This window comes from Streptomyces sp. NBC_00667 (assembly GCF_036226825.1).
Classification (GTDB): domain Bacteria; phylum Actinomycetota; class Actinomycetes; order Streptomycetales; family Streptomycetaceae; genus Streptomyces.
The window spans coordinates 357,975-376,998 of the sequence record NZ_CP109022.1; the positions used below are offsets into that span (position 1 = coordinate 357,975).

The 19,024-nt window shown below is 70.3% G+C and carries 22 protein-coding genes and 2 pseudogenes; 12 read left to right on the plus strand and 12 right to left on the minus strand.

Annotation, left to right across the window (positions count from 1 at the left end; all coding sequences use genetic code 11):
* Positions 1-4: 4 nt before the first annotated feature.
* Positions 5-1,261, minus strand: coding sequence for an SLC13 family permease (locus tag OHA81_RS01705; RefSeq protein ID WP_329192007.1), 1,257 nt, complete (start codon positions 1,259-1,261; stop codon positions 5-7).
* 138 nt (positions 1,262-1,399) lie between these two features.
* Positions 1,400-2,059: a TetR/AcrR family transcriptional regulator gene (locus OHA81_RS01710; protein WP_329192009.1), complete on the minus strand. Its 660-nt coding sequence runs from the start codon at positions 2,057-2,059 to the stop codon at positions 1,400-1,402.
* Between the two features lie 186 nt (positions 2,060-2,245).
* Between OHA81_RS01710 and OHA81_RS01715 the strand changes: the two genes are divergently transcribed.
* A complete protein-coding gene (locus OHA81_RS01715) occupies positions 2,246-3,367 on the plus strand; it encodes a serine hydrolase domain-containing protein (protein WP_329192011.1) in 1,122 nt (373 codons plus the stop codon).
* 194 nt (positions 3,368-3,561) lie between these two features.
* Here the strand turns inward: OHA81_RS01715 and OHA81_RS01720 are convergent, their stop codons facing one another.
* The gene (locus OHA81_RS01720) at positions 3,562-3,858 is read right to left on the minus strand and encodes a winged helix-turn-helix transcriptional regulator (protein ID WP_329192013.1); all 297 of its coding nucleotides are present in this window, start codon (positions 3,856-3,858) and stop codon (positions 3,562-3,564) included.
* Positions 3,859-3,998: 140 nt separating this feature from the next.
* On the opposite strand from OHA81_RS01720, the gene OHA81_RS01725 reads away from it, so the two are divergent.
* The 7 genes from OHA81_RS01725 to OHA81_RS01755 all read left to right on the plus strand — a co-directional run bounded on the left by OHA81_RS01725 (position 3,999) and on the right by OHA81_RS01755 (position 8,492).
* Positions 3,999-4,571, plus strand: a complete 573-nt coding sequence (locus tag OHA81_RS01725; protein ID WP_329192014.1) for a carboxymuconolactone decarboxylase family protein — start codon at positions 3,999-4,001, stop codon at positions 4,569-4,571.
* A gap of 70 nt (positions 4,572-4,641) precedes the next feature.
* Positions 4,642-4,935 (plus strand): DUF1330 domain-containing protein, encoded by a 294-nt coding sequence (locus tag OHA81_RS01730; protein WP_329192015.1) that lies wholly within the window; start codon positions 4,642-4,644, stop codon positions 4,933-4,935.
* Positions 4,936-5,410: 475 nt separating this feature from the next.
* Positions 5,411-5,755, plus strand: coding sequence for a hypothetical protein (locus tag OHA81_RS01735; RefSeq protein WP_329192017.1), 345 nt, complete (start codon positions 5,411-5,413; stop codon positions 5,753-5,755).
* A 66-nt stretch (positions 5,756-5,821) separates the two neighbouring features.
* Entirely contained in the window at positions 5,822-6,343 is a 522-nt protein-coding gene (locus OHA81_RS01740) for a MarR family winged helix-turn-helix transcriptional regulator (protein WP_329192019.1), read from the plus strand.
* 94 nt (positions 6,344-6,437) lie between these two features.
* Positions 6,438-6,899 carry a hypothetical protein gene (locus tag OHA81_RS01745; RefSeq protein WP_329192020.1) on the plus strand — a complete coding sequence of 154 codons (462 nt, stop codon included), beginning with the start codon at positions 6,438-6,440 and terminating at the stop codon, positions 6,897-6,899.
* A gap of 63 nt (positions 6,900-6,962) precedes the next feature.
* Positions 6,963-7,817 carry an NmrA family NAD(P)-binding protein gene (locus OHA81_RS01750; protein ID WP_329192022.1) on the plus strand — a complete coding sequence of 285 codons (855 nt, stop codon included), beginning with the start codon at positions 6,963-6,965 and terminating at the stop codon, positions 7,815-7,817.
* Between the two features lie 156 nt (positions 7,818-7,973).
* A complete protein-coding gene (locus OHA81_RS01755) occupies positions 7,974-8,492 on the plus strand; it encodes a DUF1203 domain-containing protein (protein ID WP_329192023.1) in 519 nt (172 codons plus the stop codon).
* A gap of 188 nt (positions 8,493-8,680) precedes the next feature.
* Here OHA81_RS01755 and OHA81_RS01760 read toward each other — a convergent pair.
* The 3 genes and pseudogenes from OHA81_RS01760 to OHA81_RS01770 form a co-directional block, all read right to left on the minus strand.
* Positions 8,681-9,628: pseudogene (locus OHA81_RS01760) on the minus strand (NAD(P)-dependent alcohol dehydrogenase); the annotation flags it as partial.
* Complete coding sequence (locus tag OHA81_RS01765) at positions 9,625-9,858, minus strand: helix-turn-helix transcriptional regulator (protein WP_136216746.1); 234 nt, start codon at positions 9,856-9,858, stop codon at positions 9,625-9,627. The gene OHA81_RS01765 and the pseudogene OHA81_RS01760, both read right to left, overlap by 4 nt.
* Positions 9,852-10,280: a hypothetical protein gene (locus tag OHA81_RS01770; protein ID WP_329192025.1), complete on the minus strand. Its 429-nt coding sequence runs from the start codon at positions 10,278-10,280 to the stop codon at positions 9,852-9,854. The genes OHA81_RS01765 and OHA81_RS01770 overlap by 7 nt, the downstream gene beginning before the upstream one ends.
* Before the next feature lie 200 nt (positions 10,281-10,480).
* On the opposite strand from OHA81_RS01770, the gene OHA81_RS01775 reads away from it, so the two are divergent.
* Positions 10,481-10,975, plus strand: coding sequence for a hypothetical protein (locus OHA81_RS01775; protein ID WP_329192027.1), 495 nt, complete (start codon positions 10,481-10,483; stop codon positions 10,973-10,975).
* A 136-nt stretch (positions 10,976-11,111) separates the two neighbouring features.
* Here the strand turns inward: OHA81_RS01775 and OHA81_RS01780 are convergent, their stop codons facing one another.
* Positions 11,112-11,321: a cold-shock protein gene (locus tag OHA81_RS01780; RefSeq protein WP_329192029.1), complete on the minus strand. Its 210-nt coding sequence runs from the start codon at positions 11,319-11,321 to the stop codon at positions 11,112-11,114.
* Positions 11,322-11,570: 249 nt separating this feature from the next.
* Positions 11,571-12,182: a TetR/AcrR family transcriptional regulator gene (locus tag OHA81_RS01785; protein WP_329192031.1), complete on the minus strand. Its 612-nt coding sequence runs from the start codon at positions 12,180-12,182 to the stop codon at positions 11,571-11,573.
* A gap of 82 nt (positions 12,183-12,264) precedes the next feature.
* On the opposite strand from OHA81_RS01785, the gene OHA81_RS01790 reads away from it, so the two are divergent.
* Positions 12,265-13,455: an FAD-dependent monooxygenase gene (locus OHA81_RS01790; RefSeq protein WP_329192033.1), complete on the plus strand. Its 1,191-nt coding sequence runs from the start codon at positions 12,265-12,267 to the stop codon at positions 13,453-13,455.
* Positions 13,456-13,563: 108 nt separating this feature from the next.
* On the opposite strand, the gene OHA81_RS01795 is transcribed toward OHA81_RS01790, so the two are convergent.
* Positions 13,564-14,370: an alpha/beta fold hydrolase gene (locus OHA81_RS01795; RefSeq protein ID WP_329192035.1), complete on the minus strand. Its 807-nt coding sequence runs from the start codon at positions 14,368-14,370 to the stop codon at positions 13,564-13,566.
* A gap of 302 nt (positions 14,371-14,672) precedes the next feature.
* Here OHA81_RS01795 and OHA81_RS01800 point away from each other — a divergent pair, with 302 nt between their 5' ends.
* Both OHA81_RS01800 and OHA81_RS01805 read left to right on the plus strand, forming a co-directional pair.
* Complete coding sequence (locus OHA81_RS01800) at positions 14,673-15,695, plus strand: glutathione S-transferase family protein (RefSeq protein WP_329192037.1); 1,023 nt, start codon at positions 14,673-14,675, stop codon at positions 15,693-15,695.
* A 279-nt stretch (positions 15,696-15,974) separates the two neighbouring features.
* On the plus strand, positions 15,975-16,706 hold the full coding sequence (locus OHA81_RS01805) for a hypothetical protein (RefSeq protein ID WP_329192039.1): 732 nt from the start codon (positions 15,975-15,977) through the stop codon (positions 16,704-16,706).
* A gap of 30 nt (positions 16,707-16,736) precedes the next feature.
* Here the strand turns inward: OHA81_RS01805 and OHA81_RS01810 are convergent.
* From OHA81_RS01810 to OHA81_RS01820, 3 genes and pseudogenes are all read right to left on the minus strand, one after another.
* Positions 16,737-16,886 (minus strand): annotated as a pseudogene (locus OHA81_RS01810) (DUF1330 domain-containing protein); the annotation flags it as partial.
* A 3-nt stretch (positions 16,887-16,889) separates the two neighbouring features.
* The gene (locus OHA81_RS01815) at positions 16,890-17,492 is read right to left on the minus strand and encodes a TetR/AcrR family transcriptional regulator (protein ID WP_329192041.1); all 603 of its coding nucleotides are present in this window, start codon (positions 17,490-17,492) and stop codon (positions 16,890-16,892) included.
* Complete coding sequence (locus OHA81_RS01820) at positions 17,443-18,969, minus strand: MFS transporter (RefSeq protein WP_329192043.1); 1,527 nt, start codon at positions 18,967-18,969, stop codon at positions 17,443-17,445. The genes OHA81_RS01815 and OHA81_RS01820 overlap by 50 nt, the downstream gene beginning before the upstream one ends.
* Positions 18,970-19,024: the final 55 nt, after the last annotated feature.

Sequence of the window (19,024 nt, forward strand, 5' to 3'; positions counted from 1 at the left end):
GCGGTCAGCCTCCGATCAGGGCCATCGAGGTCCACAGTGCCAGGACGGACAACAAGAGCGCGATGGGCACGGTGAACACGCCGAGTCGGGTGAACTCGCCCAGTTCGACCTCGCTGTCGTGCTCGTGGACGATGCGCCGCCACAGGAGGGTGGCCAGGGAGCCGGCGTAGGTGAGGTTGGGGCCGATGTTCACCCCCAACAACACGGCCAGCACTGCGGCCGGCCCGGACGGCGCGGTCAGCGGCAAGAGCACCAGTACGGCGGGCAGATTGTTGATGATGTTGGCCAGCACGGCGGCCGATGCGGCGATACCGATCAGGGCAGCGAGCCCGGTGCCGCCCGGGATCAGGTGGCCCAGTCCGGCGGCTAGCCCGTGGTCGACGACCGCGCGCACCACGATGCCCAGCGCCAGGACGAAGGCGAGGAACGGCACGGAAGCGGCGTGCAGGATCGCGGCGGGTGTGGTGCGGCGCTGGGCCAGCGCCCGCACGGCGAGCACGGCGGCGCCGGCGAAGGCCGCCCAGGCCGGGTCGACTCCCAGCGCGGAGGTCAGGACGAATCCGGCGAGCGTGCACGCGACGGTGACCAGGGCGAACACCGGCGGCTCGGGCGGCTGGGCAACGGCGGGAGCCTGGGCCCCGGCGTCCAGGTCGGCGGCGAAGAACCGGCGGAAGACCCCGTACTCGACCGCGATCGCCACCAGCCACGGCAGGGCCATCAAGGCGGCGAACCGCGTGAAGCTCAGCCCGCTGGCCGCGAACGCCAGCAGGTTCGTCAGATTGGAGACCGGCAACAGCAGCGAGGCGGTGTTCGACAAGTGGGTGCAGGCGTAGACGTGCGGTTTGGGCCTGGCGCCGAGCCGGGCGGCGGTGGCGAACACCACCGGCGTGAGCAGCACGATGGTGGCATCCAGACTGAGTACCGCGGTGATCACCGACGCGGCGGCGAACACGTGGAGCAGGAGCCGGTGCGGACGGCCTGCCGCGCTGCGGGCCATCCACGCTCCGCACGCCTGGAACAGGCCCTCTTGGTCGCACAAGTGGGCCAGGACCAGGACCGCCGCGAGGAAGCCGATCACCGGCCCGAGTCGCACTGCCTCGTCACGGGCGTGGTCCAGGGAGATCGCCCGGGTGGCGATGACCACGCCCGCGGCAGGGACGGCGACGACCGCCTCCGGCCAGCCGAACGGGCGGATGACGGCGCAGGCCAGCACCAGCAGGAGCAGAACGACGGAGACAGCCTCCGCCAACGAGGAGTTCACCCTCAGATCTTCTCCCAGGCGAGCGCCTTGACGAGGGTGGCGTGGTGTCCGAGAGCGAGGCCATTCGCGTGCAGCGGACCCGGGGCGACGAGGTGACGGACGCCGAGGGCTCGACCGGCACGATCCGAAAGAGACGGACTAGCCCGGGGGGATCGCCGCCTCGATGTGGGCCAGTTGCGCGGCGAGGAGGTCTAGGAACGCCTCTCGGCGCTCTGCTCCGAGGGGGCGGATGTCCCGGGCGAAGGAAGCCAGGGCGGGGAATCGTTCGGGATCGGCCCCCAGCACCGCCACGCGGAACAGCTCCATGCCTTGTTCGTGCTCCTCGGGGGTAACCGTGCCGGCACCGGCCTCCGACGCGATCAGTGCGGCGATGAGGACGGCGATCCGGTGGTAGCCGACCGGGATCTCCTCCTCGGGGAGACCGGACGCGCGCAGCGCTTGGAGCACCTCTTCCATGACCAGCCTGGATCCCGTACCGCTCGACGCGTACCGCCCCCAGACCGCGGCGAGTTGGGGCTGCTGCCCGAAGGCGCCCCTCATGCGCAGGGCCAGGGCGGTGATGCGCTGCTTCCAGTCACCTTCGGCACGGTAGCCGTCCATGGCGGCCAGGAGGATGCGGTCGGCAACCGCGCGCAGCAGTTCGGTCTTGGTGCGGAAGTGCCGGTAGAGGCTGGAGGAATCGGTCCCCAGGGTCGCGGCCAGTTTGCGCACGCTGAACGAATCCGCATCGCCCGTGCGCAGCAGCTCCGCCGCCGCATCAAGGATCTCTTCGGTGGACCAACGCCTTCGGCCTGCCATTTTTCTCCTCTCGCCGGAGACCAGCATACCGATGCACTTGGTGTTGCACGCACCGCGTGCATAATGAGGCATGGGGGTGTCGACGGGCCGGGCACGAGGCGTGCCGACCCGCCACCCCGTGCCCTGTCATCCCGGACGAGCGACCGCAGAACGCTCACACCGGGGAATCCCGAAAGGACGCATGCCGTGAAGAACGCACTTGACCACGCGGCGCTGGAACGGGCCGTCCAAGACGTCCACCACGCGGGAATGCCGGGACTTTTCGCCGAGGTGCGGGACGGGGACCAAGTGTGGCGAGGCGCCGCCGGGTTCGCCGACCTCGCCACCGGCAGCCCCGTCACCCCCGACATGCGCCACCGCGTCGGCAGCATCACCAAGACCTTCACCGCCGCCGCCGTGCTCCAGCAGGTCGAGAGCCGTCGGATCGCACTCGACGCGCCGATCGGCCGGTACCTACCGGAGCACGCTCCCGCCGGGGGAAGGGGGGAGGCGATCACGGTCCGGATGCTGCTCAACCACACGAGCGGCCTCGCGGAGTACCTCCCCTACGCCTACCCCTCCCTCAAGGGGTACCCCGTCCTCTCCGAAACCGGCCCCAGCAGCCTGGACGAGCACCGGTTCACGCGGTTCGACCCCATCGAACTGATCGAGAAGGGAGTCAACGCCCCTGCCGTCGGTGCCCCCGGCACAACACCCGGGGTGTACTCCAACACCAACTACCTCCTCCTCGTCCGGCTCTTGGAGGAGGTGACCGGCAGCACGGCCGAGCGGTACATCACCCGCTGCGTCATCGAACGCGCCGGTCTCCGCGAAACCGAACTGCCTTCCGGACCGTACGTGAACGGGCCGCATTCACGGCTCTACGAGGCATGGTTCGGCATGATCGACCCACCTCGCGACTACAGCGTCTACGACATGTCATGGGTGGGCCCCTCAGCCTCCCTGATATCCACCGCCTCCGACCTGAACCGCTTCTACGGCATGCTCCTGGCCGGGCAGATCGTCAGTCCGTCGTCCTTGGTCGAGATGCAACGCACCGTCCCGGTCGTCTCACAGGAGGGCAAGACGATCGACTACGGCCTCGGGCTGCACCCCATGACAGCTCCGGGCCAGGGCACCTTCTGGGGGCACGGCGGCACGGTCTGGGGCGGCGGAACGCTCGCCATGACCCGCGCCGACGGCACACGCCAGATGGCGGTCGCGGTGAACCTGCAGAGGTGGAACGGGCTGGACTCCTCCGGCAGGCCAGAGCCCCACCCCATCGACGAGGCGCTCGCCCACCTCTACCGCCTGGCGATGTACGGCTGAGCGGGACCAGGGCGGCGCCCCGGCGGCCCGGCGCCAGGGGCACTAACTGTCCCTGAGCGCCGACCGGCACTTCTCCATCGCGCTGCTGCTGCCCCGGCTACGCGTGGGCTCCGACAACTTTTCGCAGGCCGCGCGAGCCCATGTGTCCCCCAGTCGGGGGCTGTCACATCACGCCGACCTGGTGGCCGTCACCTTCAGGTATCCGTGGGCTCCTGATCGGGCTGTTCTTGCTCCTGCGCCCAGATGGCCGCCCATTCGTCGAGCGGACGGAGGGCGTGACCGAGCGCTGTCCCCAGTCGAGTGAGCTCGTAGCCGTCGGCCGAAGGAGCGATGATCCCGCTCGATACGAGTTCGCGTAGCCGCTGGTAGAGGACGCTTGACGACAGGCCTTCGCACCGTGCCAGCAGCGCGCGGGCGCCGAGCGGGCCCGAACGGAGCTCCCAGAGAATTCGCAGCGCCCACCGGCGGCCGAACAGGTCCATCGCGGCCATGATCGGACGGCCGGTCGTCGATCCACGAACTGGCGTGCCTGGACGCGGCGTTGACATACGCCTCCTTGTGTTTCGCTATTCGAAACACTAACATCCCCTCCAGCGTTTCTATTTTCGAAACGAACTCGACGGGAGAGGCGATGCCGCGGATAGCCCTGGTGGAACCGCCGTACACCGACCAGGTCGGCGCACTGCTCGCGCGCATGATGCCCGGAGAGGCCCCACCCATCGGGTTGTTCCGGATGTTCGCCAGAAACCTCCCGATGGCCGGCGCCATGCACGGGTGGGGTCGCTACGAGTTGAGTCGGCAGCTGACGCTGACCATGCGGGAACGCGAGATCGTCATCGACCGGACGTGCGCGCTGTGCGGCTGCGAGTACGAGTGGGGCGTGCACATGTCGACGTTCGCCGAGCGCGTCGGCCTCACCCACGAGCAGGCGACTTCGCTGGTGCACGGCGGTCCCGCCGACGAGTGCTGGACATCCGAGCCGGAACGGCTGCTCATTCTCGCTGTCGACATGCTGCATGAGCGTTCCGACGTCGACGACGCATTGTGGGCACGGCTTGCCTCGGTCTTCGACGAGCCCCAACTGCTCGACCTGTTCCTGCTGTGCGGGTGGTATCACGCCGTCAGCTTCGCCGCCCGCGCCGCTCGCATACCGCACGAGCCCGGCGCACCACGCTTCGCCGACTTCCCGCCCCGCCCTCGATGACTCGCCCTACCCGGCCTGCCCATACAAAATTTCGAAGTCGGACGTGTCCGGCCGAACACAGGAGGTTTCCATGGCCAAGAGCTACTGGGTCAGTGTCTACCGCGCCATATCCGACCCTGAGAGGCTGACTGCCTACGACAAGCTGGCCGGTCCGGCCGTCCGGGCTGGGGGCGGGCGGCTCCTGTCCCGTGGCAGTCGAGTCGTCGCCCACGAGGCCGGAAACACGCACCGCGTCATTCTGATCGAGTTCGACAGCTTCGAACAGGCCGTCGCGGCATACGAGAGCGAGGCATACCAGAAGGCGCTGGTTGTCCTCTCCGACGCCGTCGAGCGCGACTTCCGCATCATCGAAGGCATCGACTGACCGACGGGCTCAGCCATCACTGAGCGTCCGTCACCTGATACGCCAATGGACGACGGCCATGGCGCACTCCCCAGTACGTCGCTGTTCGCCCGGTGGGCGCCCACAGGGTGGAGCGGAGCCGTCCGGTCGATCACCGTCAGTACGGTCGCGGACCTCCACGGGGCAGGGGTGACCACGAGGCCGCCCGTTGGGGCGCCGAACGGAGCGAAAGCCGCGTTGGCAGGGATCCGGGGGCACGGATCCGTCTGTCCGGCCGGCGCATCAGCGGCCGGCCCTGACCCCGGACAATGACTCCGTGCAGCACATCGAGTTCTTCACCTACACCTCCGCCCGCCTGTGGGGCATCCGCATCGACGGCTCCGACCTCCGCGTCCACGCCGCCGATGCCACGCGGCCACTGTGGCTGTAGGAGAAGAGCGCCTACAGGAGGACGCCCGAGGACGCGGAGGACTTCCTGCTCCGCCAGTACGCCGGATTGGCAGAGTCCGACCTGGGTGACGCCGCATCCCACTTCCTCGGCAACGCCACCCCGGGGCTCCGCCACGCACCGACGGACGCCACCGCGGTGCTGGGCTGTCCCTGCGGTATCTGGGACTGCTGGCCCCTGTTCACCCGCATCACCGCCACGCCCGAGACCGTCACGTGGTCCGCATTCCACCAACCCCACCGCCCGGCCTGGGGAGAACTCGCCATCGGGCCGTTCGCCTTCCCCCGACCCGTCTACGAGAACGCGCTCACGCACGTCGCCCACCTCGCCGAGGACCCCCTCAAGACCCTGCCCCCACCCGACGCCCCCAGCCGAGTAGCCGCCACGGCCTGAGCCGGAGGGCGAGGATCTGCCCAGTGCATCTTGACCGGCCAATAGTTAGCTGCCATATTAAATCTCATGAGTGACGAGGACGCGACGGCCGGCGCTACACCCACGCTCGATCAGGCACGGAAGCAGATCGCGCGGTACGGGCTGGACGCCGATCCGCAGGCGGTACTCGTCGCCGTGCGCCTGATGGCGGCCGGGGCGCGCCTGGACCGGGCGTCAGAAGTGCACTTCTCACGTTCCGGGCTGTCGACCGGGCGCTACCGCCTGCTGGTGGACCTGGAGGACAACGACGGAGAGAAGTCGCCGTCGCACCTCGCGAGGAGCCTTGGCGTCTCGCGCGCTACGGTGACCGGCCTTGTCAGCGGACTGGAGCGCGAGGGCCTGGTGGCTCGGCGCGCCTCCACCGAGGACGGGCGGGGCGCGGTGGTGGTCCTCACCGCGCGCGGCGCCCAGCGGCTGCGCGACATGGCCGCGGACCACTTCGCTCGACTTGAGGCACTGGTCGACGGATTGAGCGTCGACGAGCGGGGGCTGTTCCTGGACCTCCTGGAGCGGATTACCCGGCGGATCGGTGCACTGACCGCCGACTAGGACCCCGGCTTTCCGCAAGAAACAGTCGCCGTGGCCAAGTGACGCACTCAGCCGCACCCAAATAGTTAGCCACCTAATTATCTCGAGGAGACTTGTGAGCCCTCCCCATGGAATCTCTGTACCTGGTTCCGCCACGCGCCCCTTCGCCCTCCGGAAGGAAGTCGCAGCCGCCTACCTGGCCCCCGCCCTCACCGCCGGGCTCGGCGGAGTCCTCACCGGGCAGCCCGAACTCACCATGGCCGCCGTCACCTCCATCGGGGCCACGTCCGCCCTCGTGGCGTGCGTCGTCGGCGCGTGGCTGCACCGGCGTGGCCGGCCACGCCGCTGGACGACCTCGGCACCGCGACTGGCGCTCGCCCTCGGACTCGCCGTTGCGGCGGCCGCAGTCGCCGGCCTGCTCGGGTGGTTCACTTCCCAGTGGCTGCCGTCGCACACGCCGGTGCCCGACGCCGGATGGCTGGAGCGCTTGCGGATCGACCTGCCGCTCTCGGCCGCACTGGCCGCCACCATCGTCACCTGGCGGTGGCACGGTGCGACCTCCCGGCAACAGACGTGACCCGGCCCTCCCCACCCGTCCGACAGACCTCTCGACCGTGAAGGGCTCACTGTGATCACCATCATGGGCGCAACCGGCGCCACCGGCGGCGCGCTGCTCCGCCGGCTGACCGAACTCGACGTCCCCTGCCGGGCCATCAGCCGTACTCCCGACGCACTGCGCGACGCCACTGGCGCAAGAACCTCGGTCGAGATCGTCGGGGCGGACGCCGCAGATCCCCGTACGCTCCGCGCCGCCCTCCAAGGATCCACGCAGCTGTTCCTCGCCATGGCCAACAGCCCGCGTCAAGTCGAGCTGGAGACCAACGCCGTGGACGCCGCGGCCCTGTGCGGGGTACAGCACGTAGTCAAACTCTCCGCTCCGGCTGCCGAGCCCGCCTCACCAGTGGCCATCTCGCGCGGACACGTGCGAGTTGAGGAACACCTGGCGGCGACCGGCATGACGGCTACGTTGCTCCGACCGTACGCCTTCATGCACAAGCTGCTCCTGAACGCCCCGTCGGTCGCCCAGGGCGTGCTCATCGGGGCGATGCGCGACGCGCCCTGCAACTACGTCGACGTCCGGGACATCGCCGACGTGGCCGCCGAGACCCTTCTCGTTCCCGGCCTCGCCGGTGCCACGTACACCCTGACCGGCCCGCAGGCCTTCAGCCATTCCGAACTCGCCCGCCTACTCGGCGAGCTGACCGGTCGCCCCGTCCGTCACATCGACCTGCCACCACACGAGTTCCACAGCCATCTGCTGTCGACCGCACACATGCCACCCTGGCTCGCGAGCCACGTCGTCGAGATCCAGCGACTGGCCACGGAGCGTCCGGAATCCCCCAACGACACCATCGAGACCCTCCTCGGCCGCCCCGCCAGGACGCTCCACGCCTTCCTTCGCGAGCACCTGCCCGCGTTCACCGCCACCACCTGACCGACAGCTCGACGACCCGGTCCGGACCCTCCGCCTTCTCGCTGATCCTCCGGCTCAGCGGGAGTGGCGTTTCCGGTGAGCCTTCCGGTGTGCACGCACCCACGCGACGTCGGTTTCCTGCCAGCGCATAACCGTGCACCGATCCAGCATGGGCGCATGACCAAATACACCGTGTTCCCTGTGGACACAGCCGCCCTCAAGGAACTTCGAGTCGCCGACGACGCGGGCCGTCCCTGCGCCCCCTACCACGCGACCCGCGTCGACGCGGGCTCCCCCCTGCGCTGCTGCCTGCTCCCCATCACGCTCGGCGAGCGGATCGCCCTTGTTTCCTACGCCCCGTTGCGCCGCTGGGCCGCCGCGACGGGGGCAGATCCGGGCGCTTACGACGAACAGGGCCCCGTCTTCATCCACGCCGATGACTGCGGCGGGTTCACCCCTGGCGAGCACTACCCCTTCGCTCGACCGGGCGCTCTGCGTACCGTGCGCCGCTACGACGCCCGGGGTCACATCGCAGGTGGCCGCCTTCTGGAGATTCCGGCCGACGCCACCGCCGGCTTCGATGCGGCCTTCGACGATGCGTTCGACGACCCGGACGTGGTGCTCGTGCACGTCAGGGCACTGGAATACGGATGCTTCCACTTCGAGGTACGACGGACCTCCGCCGAGGAGCAATAGCCGCCTTGCCACCCGGTTGATCGCAACGCGGAGAGCAGACGGCCGGACCCCTGCGAAGGTCCGGCGGGCGCGTCGCGGTGTGGCGGTTCGGCGTGCCGCAGGCACAGGGTTTCGAGATCAGGCGGCCGTCCGATCGCCGCCGCGCCGGGCCCGCCGGACCTTCGCAGGCGGATGGTGATCTTGCCGAGGGTCTGATTGCCTCTCAGGTACCGAATGGCTTCGGGGACCTCGGCCAGCGGGTACGTCCGGTGGACGACGGGTTTCACGGTGCCGGCCTCGACCAGGTCCGCGAGAAGCCGGAGATCGTCGTGCTTCTGTGAGGAGACCAGCCCTACGAGCCGTTGGCCGACGAACGGCGACAGCATCAGTGCCCGCAGTGTGCGGCCCATGCCGCCGGTCCACCTGCCACCGCCCTCCCCGCCGACGATGACGAGGGTTCCACGCGGGGTGAGGGCGCGGCGGAGCCGGTGCAGCGGCCGGTTTCCGGCGATATCGAGGACGAGGTCGTAGCGGCGGGTGCCGTCCGTCGGGTCCTCGCGGGTGTAGTCGATGACCTCGTCCGCGCCGAGGGAGCGAACCAGGTCCGCACCGGCCGCACTGCAGACGCCGGTGACGTGCGCGCCGAAGGCCTTGGCGAGCTGGACGGCGAAGCCGCCCACCCCGCCGGACGCGCCGATGACGAGGACGCGCTGCTCGGCCCGCACGCGTCCGGCGTCCCGCAGGGCCTGCAGGGCGGTACATCCGGACACGGGTATGGCAGCCACCGCCGCGAAGTCCAGGCCGGACGGCTTCGGCGCGAGCCGGTCCTGCTTGGCGCACGCGTACTCGGCGAATGCTCCGTCGCAGGTGCCGTACACCTCGTCGCCGGGCCGGAAGCGGCTCACCCCCGGGCCGACGGCCTCGACGACACCTGCCACGTCCATGCCCCGCACGCGGGGCTTCGACCCGCGCAGGCCGTAGGGCGTGGCGCGGATCAGGTACGGCAGCCCGGCCGTGACGTGCCACACTCCCGGATCGACCGCGGAGGCGTGGACGCGCAGCAGCACCTCGCCGCTGCCCGGCTTCGCCGGCTCGGCGACCTCCTCGAGGCGCAGGACCTCGGGTGGTCCGTAGCTGTTGTGGACGACTGCCTTCATGGAGCCTCTACCTCGGATTCGGGGTACTGGAAGACGTCTTGGAGCGGAACGGCGAACACCCGGGCGATCTGGAAGGCCATCTCCAGCGAGGGCGAGTAGCGGCCCTGCTCGATGGCGATGACGGTCTGGCGGGTCACCCCGATGCGGCGGGCGAGTTCGGCCTGGGTCATCTCGCCGTGGGCGAACCGCAAGGCCCGGATCGCGTTGGTGACCCTGGTCGGCCTCACCACGGGTGGAGGCCGAACCGGTAGGCCACGATCTTCGCCCCCGATGCGAGGAGCGCGGACAGGACGAACGCCAGGTAGATCGCATTGGCGATCCAGAACTGGTCGACGCGGGCCATGGCCAGGACGAGCCCGGCTACGCCGCCGATGACCAGGAACGACTGGCCGACGTACGAGCCGAAGCGGTGGATCTCCCCGTCGCGCTGGTCCTTGAGGTTCGCCCCCTCGCGCGACACCGTGGACACGATGACGTGCAGCACGATGGACGCGGCGATGGAGGCGCCGACCGTCCACAACAGCGCTGCCACGTAAGGCGTGTGTGCGAGGGGCGCATGTCCGCCCTGACCGAGGACGACCGCCAGGTACGCCGCGTACGACGTGATCGTGACCAGGGCCAGGATCCAGGCCCGTTTCTCTTCGAATGCCACAAGGGCTCCCCATGCGAATAGGACCCGACACCATGGAGTGTCAAATAATCCCGACACGATGTCAAGATTTCTATACATCGATGATGCGGCTGCTGCAGCCTGCCTCTGAGATCCCGTCTGTGGCATCGTCGTGCTCGTGAGCGAGTCCCGGTTGACTCGGCGATTTCCAGGGCCAGCACCACCTGGCGCAGGGGGAAGGCATGGTTCACAGCCCATTCGACGTTTCTTCGACCCATGGCCAGCGCATGCACTGGAAGCTCGGTGGGTTCGGATCGGCCACCTGGTCGTGGTCGGTGGACGCTGCGGAACAGACGGTGCGCGCCTCCTACGTAGGACCCGAGGTCCTGGCCTGCTTCATGAACGCCGTCCGGGATCTGCTGCTTGAGTGCAGTGCGACCTTCGTGACGTTCTTCAACGAGCCGAGCGGGACGAGAGTCTTCTTCAACCGAGCGGAAAAGGAGGTCTTCGTTCAGATCGTGGAGTTCGCGGACTTGAACGAGCCGTCGTCCTGGTGGTCGGACGCGAGACTGGTCTGGGCAGGCCGGGTACCGGCAGAGGCGTTCGTAGGAGCCTTCATGGCCATGATCGAGCAGCTTCTCTCCGAGCACGGGACGGATGGGTACCGGAGGCGCTGGGGCCACGAGTTTCCCGCCCCGGAGTGGGCGGCCCTCCAGGCAGTCCACCGCTCCCGCTGACCCGCCGGAGGCGGTGTCCGATCCGGTACGGACACCAGCACCTCAACCGCCATGCGTCCGACTGTGACTGAGCGCGCCAGTTGGCCGGTTCGGCCGATTGGCGCGCTCAGTAACATGTCACGCTTCACGTGGGTCGTCAGATGACCTGCACGTCCTCCGCCTGCATGCCTTTCTGCCCGCTGGTAACGATGAACGTGACCTGCTGGCCCTCCTTCAGGGACTTGAATCCGTTCGACTGGATGGACTTGAAGTGCACGAAGAGGTCATCGCCACTCTCCGGCGTGATGAAGCCGAAGCCCTTCTCGTCGTTGAACCACTTCACGGTTCCGGTCTGTCGATCGCTCATGTCCACCTCAGGGGGTCCTGACGGCTCGTGCCGTCGGGCTGATCTTGGCGCGCAAGCGTGGAGCGCAAACGCAGGTGCCGCTAAAGAGCGAACATCGGCAGACTCCGCACGAGCCGCTTACGCGTACGCGGATGCGAGGACGAAAATCCCCCTGCGCGACTGCGGACCGTCCGGGACACACGACAGCGCGGGCCGCCGCCAAAGTGGCGGCGGCCCGCGCCGGGGTTCGTCTCCCATCCTCGCCCGCACCTATCCCCCTGGCGAGTCACCGGCCAGCGCAGCGTCGAGCATCCGGCGAGCGACTGCCGTGAGCTCCGCCCGGTCGGGCGCGGGCCGGGTGCGGGCCATCGCACCCACGAGACCGTCGAAGAGCACCCCTTCGGTCCAGGCGACCAGCAACTCGGCGGCCTCCTCAGGCCGGGCGGCGCCCAGTGCCGCAAGAGCGGCGGCTGCACGGGCGCGAGCGGCCAGGCCCGCCTGGTGAAGGGCCGCCCCCAGTTCCGGGGTGCGGGCGGCCTCCAGGCTGAGCTCGTAGCGCGCCAGCTGCCGCTCGCGGCCCGTGGTCAACCAGCGGTGCAGCAGCGCCCCGATCGCGGCGGCGGCTTCCTCCCGCGAAACCGACCGCCCGGCGTCGGAGGGAACCGGCTGCCCCGAGTCGAAGTCGTCCAGGTCCAGTTCCGCGATGCGCGCATAGCAGGCGCTGATCAGCGCCGTACGCGTACGGAAGTAGTAGGAGGTACTGCCCGCGGGCAGCTCCGCCGCGGTATCGATCGCGCGGTGCGTGAGCCCGCGCAGGCCGGCCGTGGCCACGGTGGCGATCGCTGTGTCCGCGATGAGGGTGCGGCGGTCGGGGCTGGACATACCCTCACTCTACAGCTGTAGAGTGAGGGCTCTACATCTGTAGAGGGTGCATGAACGCCCGAACCGAACGGAGATGTGTTCCATGCCGAAACGTCATGCGGTGGTGGCCGGGGCCGGTATCGGAGGCCTCACGGCCGCTCTCGCACTCCACCGCCGCGGCTGGCGCGTCACCGTCTGCGAGCGCGCGCCCGAACTCCCCTGCACCGGCGCCGGCATCGGCCTGGCTCCCAACGCATTGCGCGCACTCGACGCCATCGGCACGGACGCCGCCCGCGCCGCCGGGAGCGCCGTACCCACGGTGATGGGTGTGCGCCGCTCCGACGGCCGGTGGCTCACCCGGACCGCGACCGCGGACATGGCGGCGCGCTACGGCACGCCCCCGATCGCCGTCCCGCGCCCGGCCTTCACCGCGGCCCTGGCCGCCGAACTCCCGCCGGAGTCCCTTCGCTACGGCACCACCGTGACCGCCGTCGAGGACGCCGGGGGCCGTCCAACCGTACGTACGGCAGCCGGCCCTGACCTTCCCGCCGATCTGGTGGTTGCCGCCGACGGCATCCACAGCCCGCTGCGCCGCACGCACTTCCCCGCCCACCCCGGCCTCCACTACATCGGCGAGACGGCCTGGCGGACCATCGTGCACGCGCCGGACCTGCGGATACCGGCGATGAGCGAGACCTGGGGGCGGGGCGAGCGCTTCGGCGTGACCCCGCTCTCCGACGGTCGCTTCTACCTGTACGCCACCGCGATCGTCCCGGCCGGCACCCGGTCGTCCGACCCCCGCGCCGAACTGCGGCACCGCTTCGGCTCGTGGCACCACCCGATTCCGGCCCTGCTGGACCGCGTCGAGCGCCTCGACCCGGACCAGGTCCTCCAGAACGACCTCTACGACCTGGCCGCTCCGCTGCCCAGCCTGCACCGCGGCCGCATCGCCTGGGTCGGCGACGCCGCGCACGCCATGGCCCCGAACCTCGGCCAAGGCGGCTGCCAGGCCATCGAGGACGCGGTGATCCTCGCCCAGCTGCTCCCCGCCGGAGACAGCCAGGACAGCGGGGACAGCACCGGCTCCGTCGCGGCCGCCCTCGCCGCCTACACCGCCGCACGCCGCGACCGCACCGACGCCGTGCGCGTCCGCGCCCGCCGGGTCGGCCGCCTGGGTGCCCTCCGCAACCCGCTCGCGGTGGTCGCCCGTGACCTCGCGGTCCGTGCCACCCCCGCCCGCCTGGCCCTGCGCGGCATGGACGACCTCTTCAACGGCTTCCGCCTCCCCGGGTAGCAGGCACGGGGACCCGTTCCGTCCACCGACCGGCCGCGCCCCTCCCCCGCCGTGCCGGCAGCGAGACGCCGGGCGGTGAGACGCCGGGCAGCGGGCGCGTGCAAGAGGTCAGGCCTGGGCACTGCCCGCAGGTGGCGCCGTGGCGCGCCGGATGGGAAAGATGGTCGGGCTCGGGTCCATGGTGAGGAAGTCGAGGATGAGCCGGTTGACTGCTTCCGGCTTCTCCACCGGAACGGCGTGCGAGGCTCCCGGGACGACGGCCAGTTGGGAGTCTGGGACGGCGCGGTAGAGGGCGATCGTGTGCTCGAGCGTCACCAGGTCGTCGTCGCCGACGACGACCAGGGTGGGCGCGCTGATACGAGCGAGGTCCTCGGTGGGGATGTCGGGCTGGGTGCGGATCATCTCGATCACCTTGCCCACCACGACCGGCCAATGGGCGGCTCCGTCCGGCGAGGTGGCCTCGTACAGCTCGCGGAACAGCGCCATGTCGGGAGCGTCGGCCGACATGTGGTCCAGCGAGCTCGGTTCCGCGATGCTCTGCGGGCAGGGGAGGAAGTTGGCTCCTATGGCCACGACCTTCCGGACCAGGTCGGGACGGGCGATGGCGACGAGCAGGGCGACGATTCCGCCGTCGCTCCACCCCACGAGATGGGCGGAGCCGCCGACGGTCTTTTCGAGGAAGGAGACGGTGTCGTCGGCCATGTCCTGATACGAAAGCGGCCCCTCGACGTCGGGCGTGTGCCCGTGTCCACGACGCTCCGGCAGGAACACGCGGTACCGCGCCGCCAGATCGGCCCGCTGGCCGCCCCAGGTCTCGTTCGTGCACAGGCCGCCGTGGAGCAGGAGCAGGGGTTCGCCGTCGCCTTCCACCTCGTACCACGTCTGCACGCCCGGTAGCGGGACGTATGCGCCCATGACCCAGGCCTCCCTCGTGCCGCTGTTCCTCTTCGGTTCCTCTTCGGTCGCCACCTCCGGGTTCAGTCTCCCCCTCCGAGTGAAGGGCCGGCAACGCGAGCGTGGCGGCCTGACCGCGGGCGCCTACCCGTGTACGGCCGGCCGCCCGGGCCGTCCGGTTCCGTGTCGGGGGCGGAGGGGTGTAGTCCGGTTCACCGCAACCGACCGGTGCCCCGGTCCGGAAAGTGGAGGCCGGGACGAGGGGCGGCAGAGCCGGGCTGGAGCGGCTGCTCGGGTCGGCGGTTCCTGGGTAGGGCTCCGGGATGAGCTCTGTGAACCCCGGCAAGGGGTACTCCCGCGACAGCCGTTACATCACCACACGGATCACCGCCGACGGGCGCGACGGGTTCCCGGTGGAGCCCGGCCGCTACCGTCTCGTGGTGAGCCTGGCCTGCCCCTGGGCCCACCGCGCGGTGATCGTACGACGGCTCCTCGGACTGGAGGAGGCCCTGCCCATGGCCGTCGCCGGTCCCACGCACGACGTCCGTAGCTGGACCTTCGACCTCGACCCCGGCGGCCGGGACCCGGTCCTCGGCATCGAGCGCCTCCAGGAGGCCTACTTCGCCCGCGACCCCGGCTACGACAAGGGCATCACCGTGCCCGCGATCGTGGACGTGCCGACCGGCGAGGTGGTGACCAACGACTACGCGCAGATGACCCTCGACATGTCTTTGGAGTGGACCGCCCACCACCGGGCCGGGGCGCCCGCGCTCTACCCGCCCCATCTGCGAGCGGAGATCGACGCGGTGAACGAGGAGGTCTACACCGACGTCAACAACGGCGTCTACCGCACCGGTTTCGCCGGCTCCCAGGAGGCGTACGACGAGGCGTACGGGCGTCTCTTCACCCGCCTCGACCTGCTTTCCGAGCGGCTGGAGCGCTCCCGCTACCTCGTCGGCGACACCATCACCGAAGCGGACATACGGCTGTTCACCACACTTGTCCGCTTCGACGCCGTCTATCACGGCCACTTCAAGTGCAACCGGCAGAAGCTTTCGGAGATGCCGGTGCTCTGGGCGTACATGAGGGACCTGTTCCAGACGCCCGGCTTCGGGGACACGGTCCACTTCGACCACATCAAGCAGCACTTCTACCTCGTCCACAGCCACATCAACCCGTCCGGGCTCGTTCCCCTCGGCCCCGACCCGTCGGGCTGGCTCGCACCGCACGGCCGCGCCGCCCTGGGCGGGCGTCCCTTCGGCGACGGCACCCCGCCCGGGCCGCCCTCCGCCGCGGAGACCGTCCCGTCCCGGCTTGCGCCGGCGCAGGTCGCTTCGCACTCCTGAGAACGGCCCGGCCGCGGGCGTGAGCCCGGCTCGGCCCGGTCTCGGTGACACTGCCGCGGGCCTCTCGGTCACGTGGGGCGACGGACGGCCCGGTCAGCTCGGGGTCGACCCGACCCGCCGGCCGGGCGGTCCGTCGTCACCGCCCTTGACGTGCTGCGCTACCGGACCGCGCTGTTCGCCACGGCCGGGCGGACGAAGCCGGCTTCACGCGGCCGGGGTGAGCCAAGTACGGTGCGTATGCCGATGCAGTCGCAGTCTTCACGTCGAAAAAAGAAGTACATGCACATCCTGGAAGACCCCTCGGGCCTCTCGCCGCGCGCCCGATGCCTACTCCACCGCACCGGATCCCGGCAGGAGCCGACGGAGCCCCGGCTGCCCACGGAACTGCTGCGGGTCCGCGACCGCAAGGGTCGACTGATCCCCGCCCCGATGGACCTGGTGATCCGGCGCGAGGGCTTCGCCCAGAGGTACGGAGGACTGCGCTACACCGTGCGCCGAAGTCTCGCGGACGCGAACGGCGGGCGCTCGGAGTACAGCCTTGAGTGGAGCCACGAGCTGGGCGCACACGTGTGGCCCGATCCCGTTAGGGGCTGGTTCTTCGACTGGGACGGACCGCGTGCCGCCCACCCGGTCCGCTACCTCGTCCACACCGACGGGCGCGTGGGAGCCGAGACTACCGCCGGCGACGGAGTCTTCCAGGAGACGGAGGCATCCATGATCCACCGAATCGAGTCCCACGCCCTCATGGACGAGGTCTCTGCCTGGGATCCGTGGCCGATCGGCGGCCGCGGCCCCGCTGTCGCCCGGCAACTGGACGGCCTCGGCGAGGTCGCCGAAGCGTCAGGCCCCATGCTGAGCTGGCGGATGTCCGATGCCGTCGCCGTCATGGAGTTCGCCGGCGTGAGCAGGGAGTTCCCGCGCGAACGTCAGGCATGGATCTGGTTCCGGGGCGAGGAGGGCCACCGGCAGGTCAGCGCAGCAGCCGTGCTCGCAGCCGGAGCTGATGACTGAGACTGCCCGAGGGCGCACCGCGGTCTGTTGTCATCGCCGGCAGACCGCGACGCCCTCAACGCCTTCGACGATGCGGAAGTCGCGCTCGACGCCGTCGGACAGGACGAGCAGCGCCTGGTGGTAGGCCTCACTCGCGTGAGCTGCGACGGCCTGTTCGAAGCTGTCGACCTCGACCAGTACTGCTCAGCGACGCGCCGGAGCCTCGCCGTCGAGCAGGGGTTGCAGGAGTGGGACGTACAGATCGGCCACTTCGTCGGGGGCAAGGCTCGTCAACCGGTCGGCCTGGACGGTCGCGTACAGGGCCCCGAGGCCGAGCAGCACGCCGATGGCCAGTTCCGCTCGCAGCGCGGCGTCCGGCCCGGGGAGTCGGGCGGCGAGGGCGTCGATGACCTGCGTGCGGAAGTTGGCCCGGGCCTGTCCGCCGAGTTCCAGGTGGTGACGTGAGAAGGCGATGCGCAGGATCGGGTCGCGGGTCTGGCCGCGCTGGGTGGCGAGCAGGTGCAGGACCATGTGCCGGGCGAGGCCGTCCAAGGGGGCGTCGAACAGGGCGGTGGCGTCGGCGTCAAAGGTGAAGACCTCGTTGAACAGCTGCTCCTTGGAGCCGTAGTACTTCATCACGAGCGCCGGGCTGACGCCCGCGTCATCGGCGATGGCGGCGATGGTCGTGTCGGCGTAGGCATGGCGCGCGAACGCACGCCGGGCGGCGGCGAGGATCTCCGCCCGCCGCGCGTCGGCGTCACGCGGTCGTGGCGCCCGGTCCGGTGCCGGGCCGGGCGTCGGCGGCACCGGCACCGGTGCCGGCGGGTTCTTGGACGTCGTTCGCGGGCGGCCGCTGCGGCGGGAGGCGGAGCTCGGGCCGGGCATCGTGTTCAGCCTCCTGGAGGGGGGACGGCGCGGGTCGCGGCTGGCGCGGGATGAGGCGGGCGGCCGCACAGGCCAGCAACGCGACCGCCCCCGCCACGGCGAAGGCCACGCGGTACCCGCCCAGGGTAGGCGCCGCCACGGCCACGCCCGGCGCGCCGGCGAACACGCGGGTGTGCTGCGCCAGCACGGTGGCGACCACCGCGCTGCACAGGGCCTGGCCGATGGTGCGCATGAGGACGTTGAGGCCGTTCGCCGCGGCGGTCTGCTCCAGCGGCACCGCCCGCATGATCAGCATGGGCAGCGCGGAGTAGGCGAGCGCCGTGCCGACCGATACCACGGCCGCACCGGCGATGACCGTCCACAGCTGCCGACTGTCGGCGAAGCGCAGCCCATACCCGGCCGCGATGACCACCGTGCCCAGGGTCAGCGTGGCCTTGGCCCCACGGGCGGCGGACAGTCGGGCGGACAAGGAAGCGCACAGCACCATGATCACACCGCTGGGCAGCAGGCACGCACCCGCCGCCACCACCGAGAGACCCAGACCGTACCCGGTGACCCGAGGGGTCTGGATCAGCTGCGCGGTGACGAGGGAGTTGGCGTAGAACGCGAACCCGGCCAACAACGCGGCCACATGCGGCAGCAGAACCGCCGGACGCATCGCGAGCCGCACGTCCACCAGCGGCCGCGCCACCCGGCGCTGCTGGACGGTCCACCCCGCCAGGATCAGCAGCGCCGCCCCCGACAGACCCAGAACCCGCCGACTGCCCCACCCCCACTCACCCGCCTTGGACAACGCCAGCAGCACAAGCACCAGCCCCGCACTCAGCCCGCACGCCCCGACCAGGTCGAACCGCCCCGGCGACCGAACCGGCTCCTCCCGCAGCACCCACCACGCCGGCACGAGCACCGCCGCCGAGAGCACGGTCATCGCCCAGAACATCGCATGCCAGTCCGCGAACTGCACCAGCAGCGCGGCCAGTGGCAGACCGAGAGCAGCACCGATCCCCACCGTCGAACTCATCAGCGCAACCGACGAACCCGTCCGATGCGGCGGCAGCACGGCCCGCAGGAAGCTGATCGACAGCGGCACCACCGCGGCCCCCACCCCCTGCAGCCCACGGCCGGCCAAAAGCCAAGGGAGGGTGGAGGCGAACGAGCACACCAGCGACCCGACGGCGAGGGCACCGAGCGCGACCAACAACATCCGCCGCTTGCCGTACATGTCCCCGGCCCGGCCCAGCAACGGCGTCGCGACCGCCCCGGTCAGCAACGTGAGCGTGACCACCCACCCGACATCGACCGGCGCCGCGCCGGTCAGGCGGGGCAACTGCGGCAGCAGCGGCACGACGGCGGTCTGCACCAGCGTGGTGACGATGCCCCCTGCTGCCAGAACGGCCATGACGCGGCGAGCGGCGGTCGGGGATGGGGACGCGGACGGGGATGGGGACGGCGAA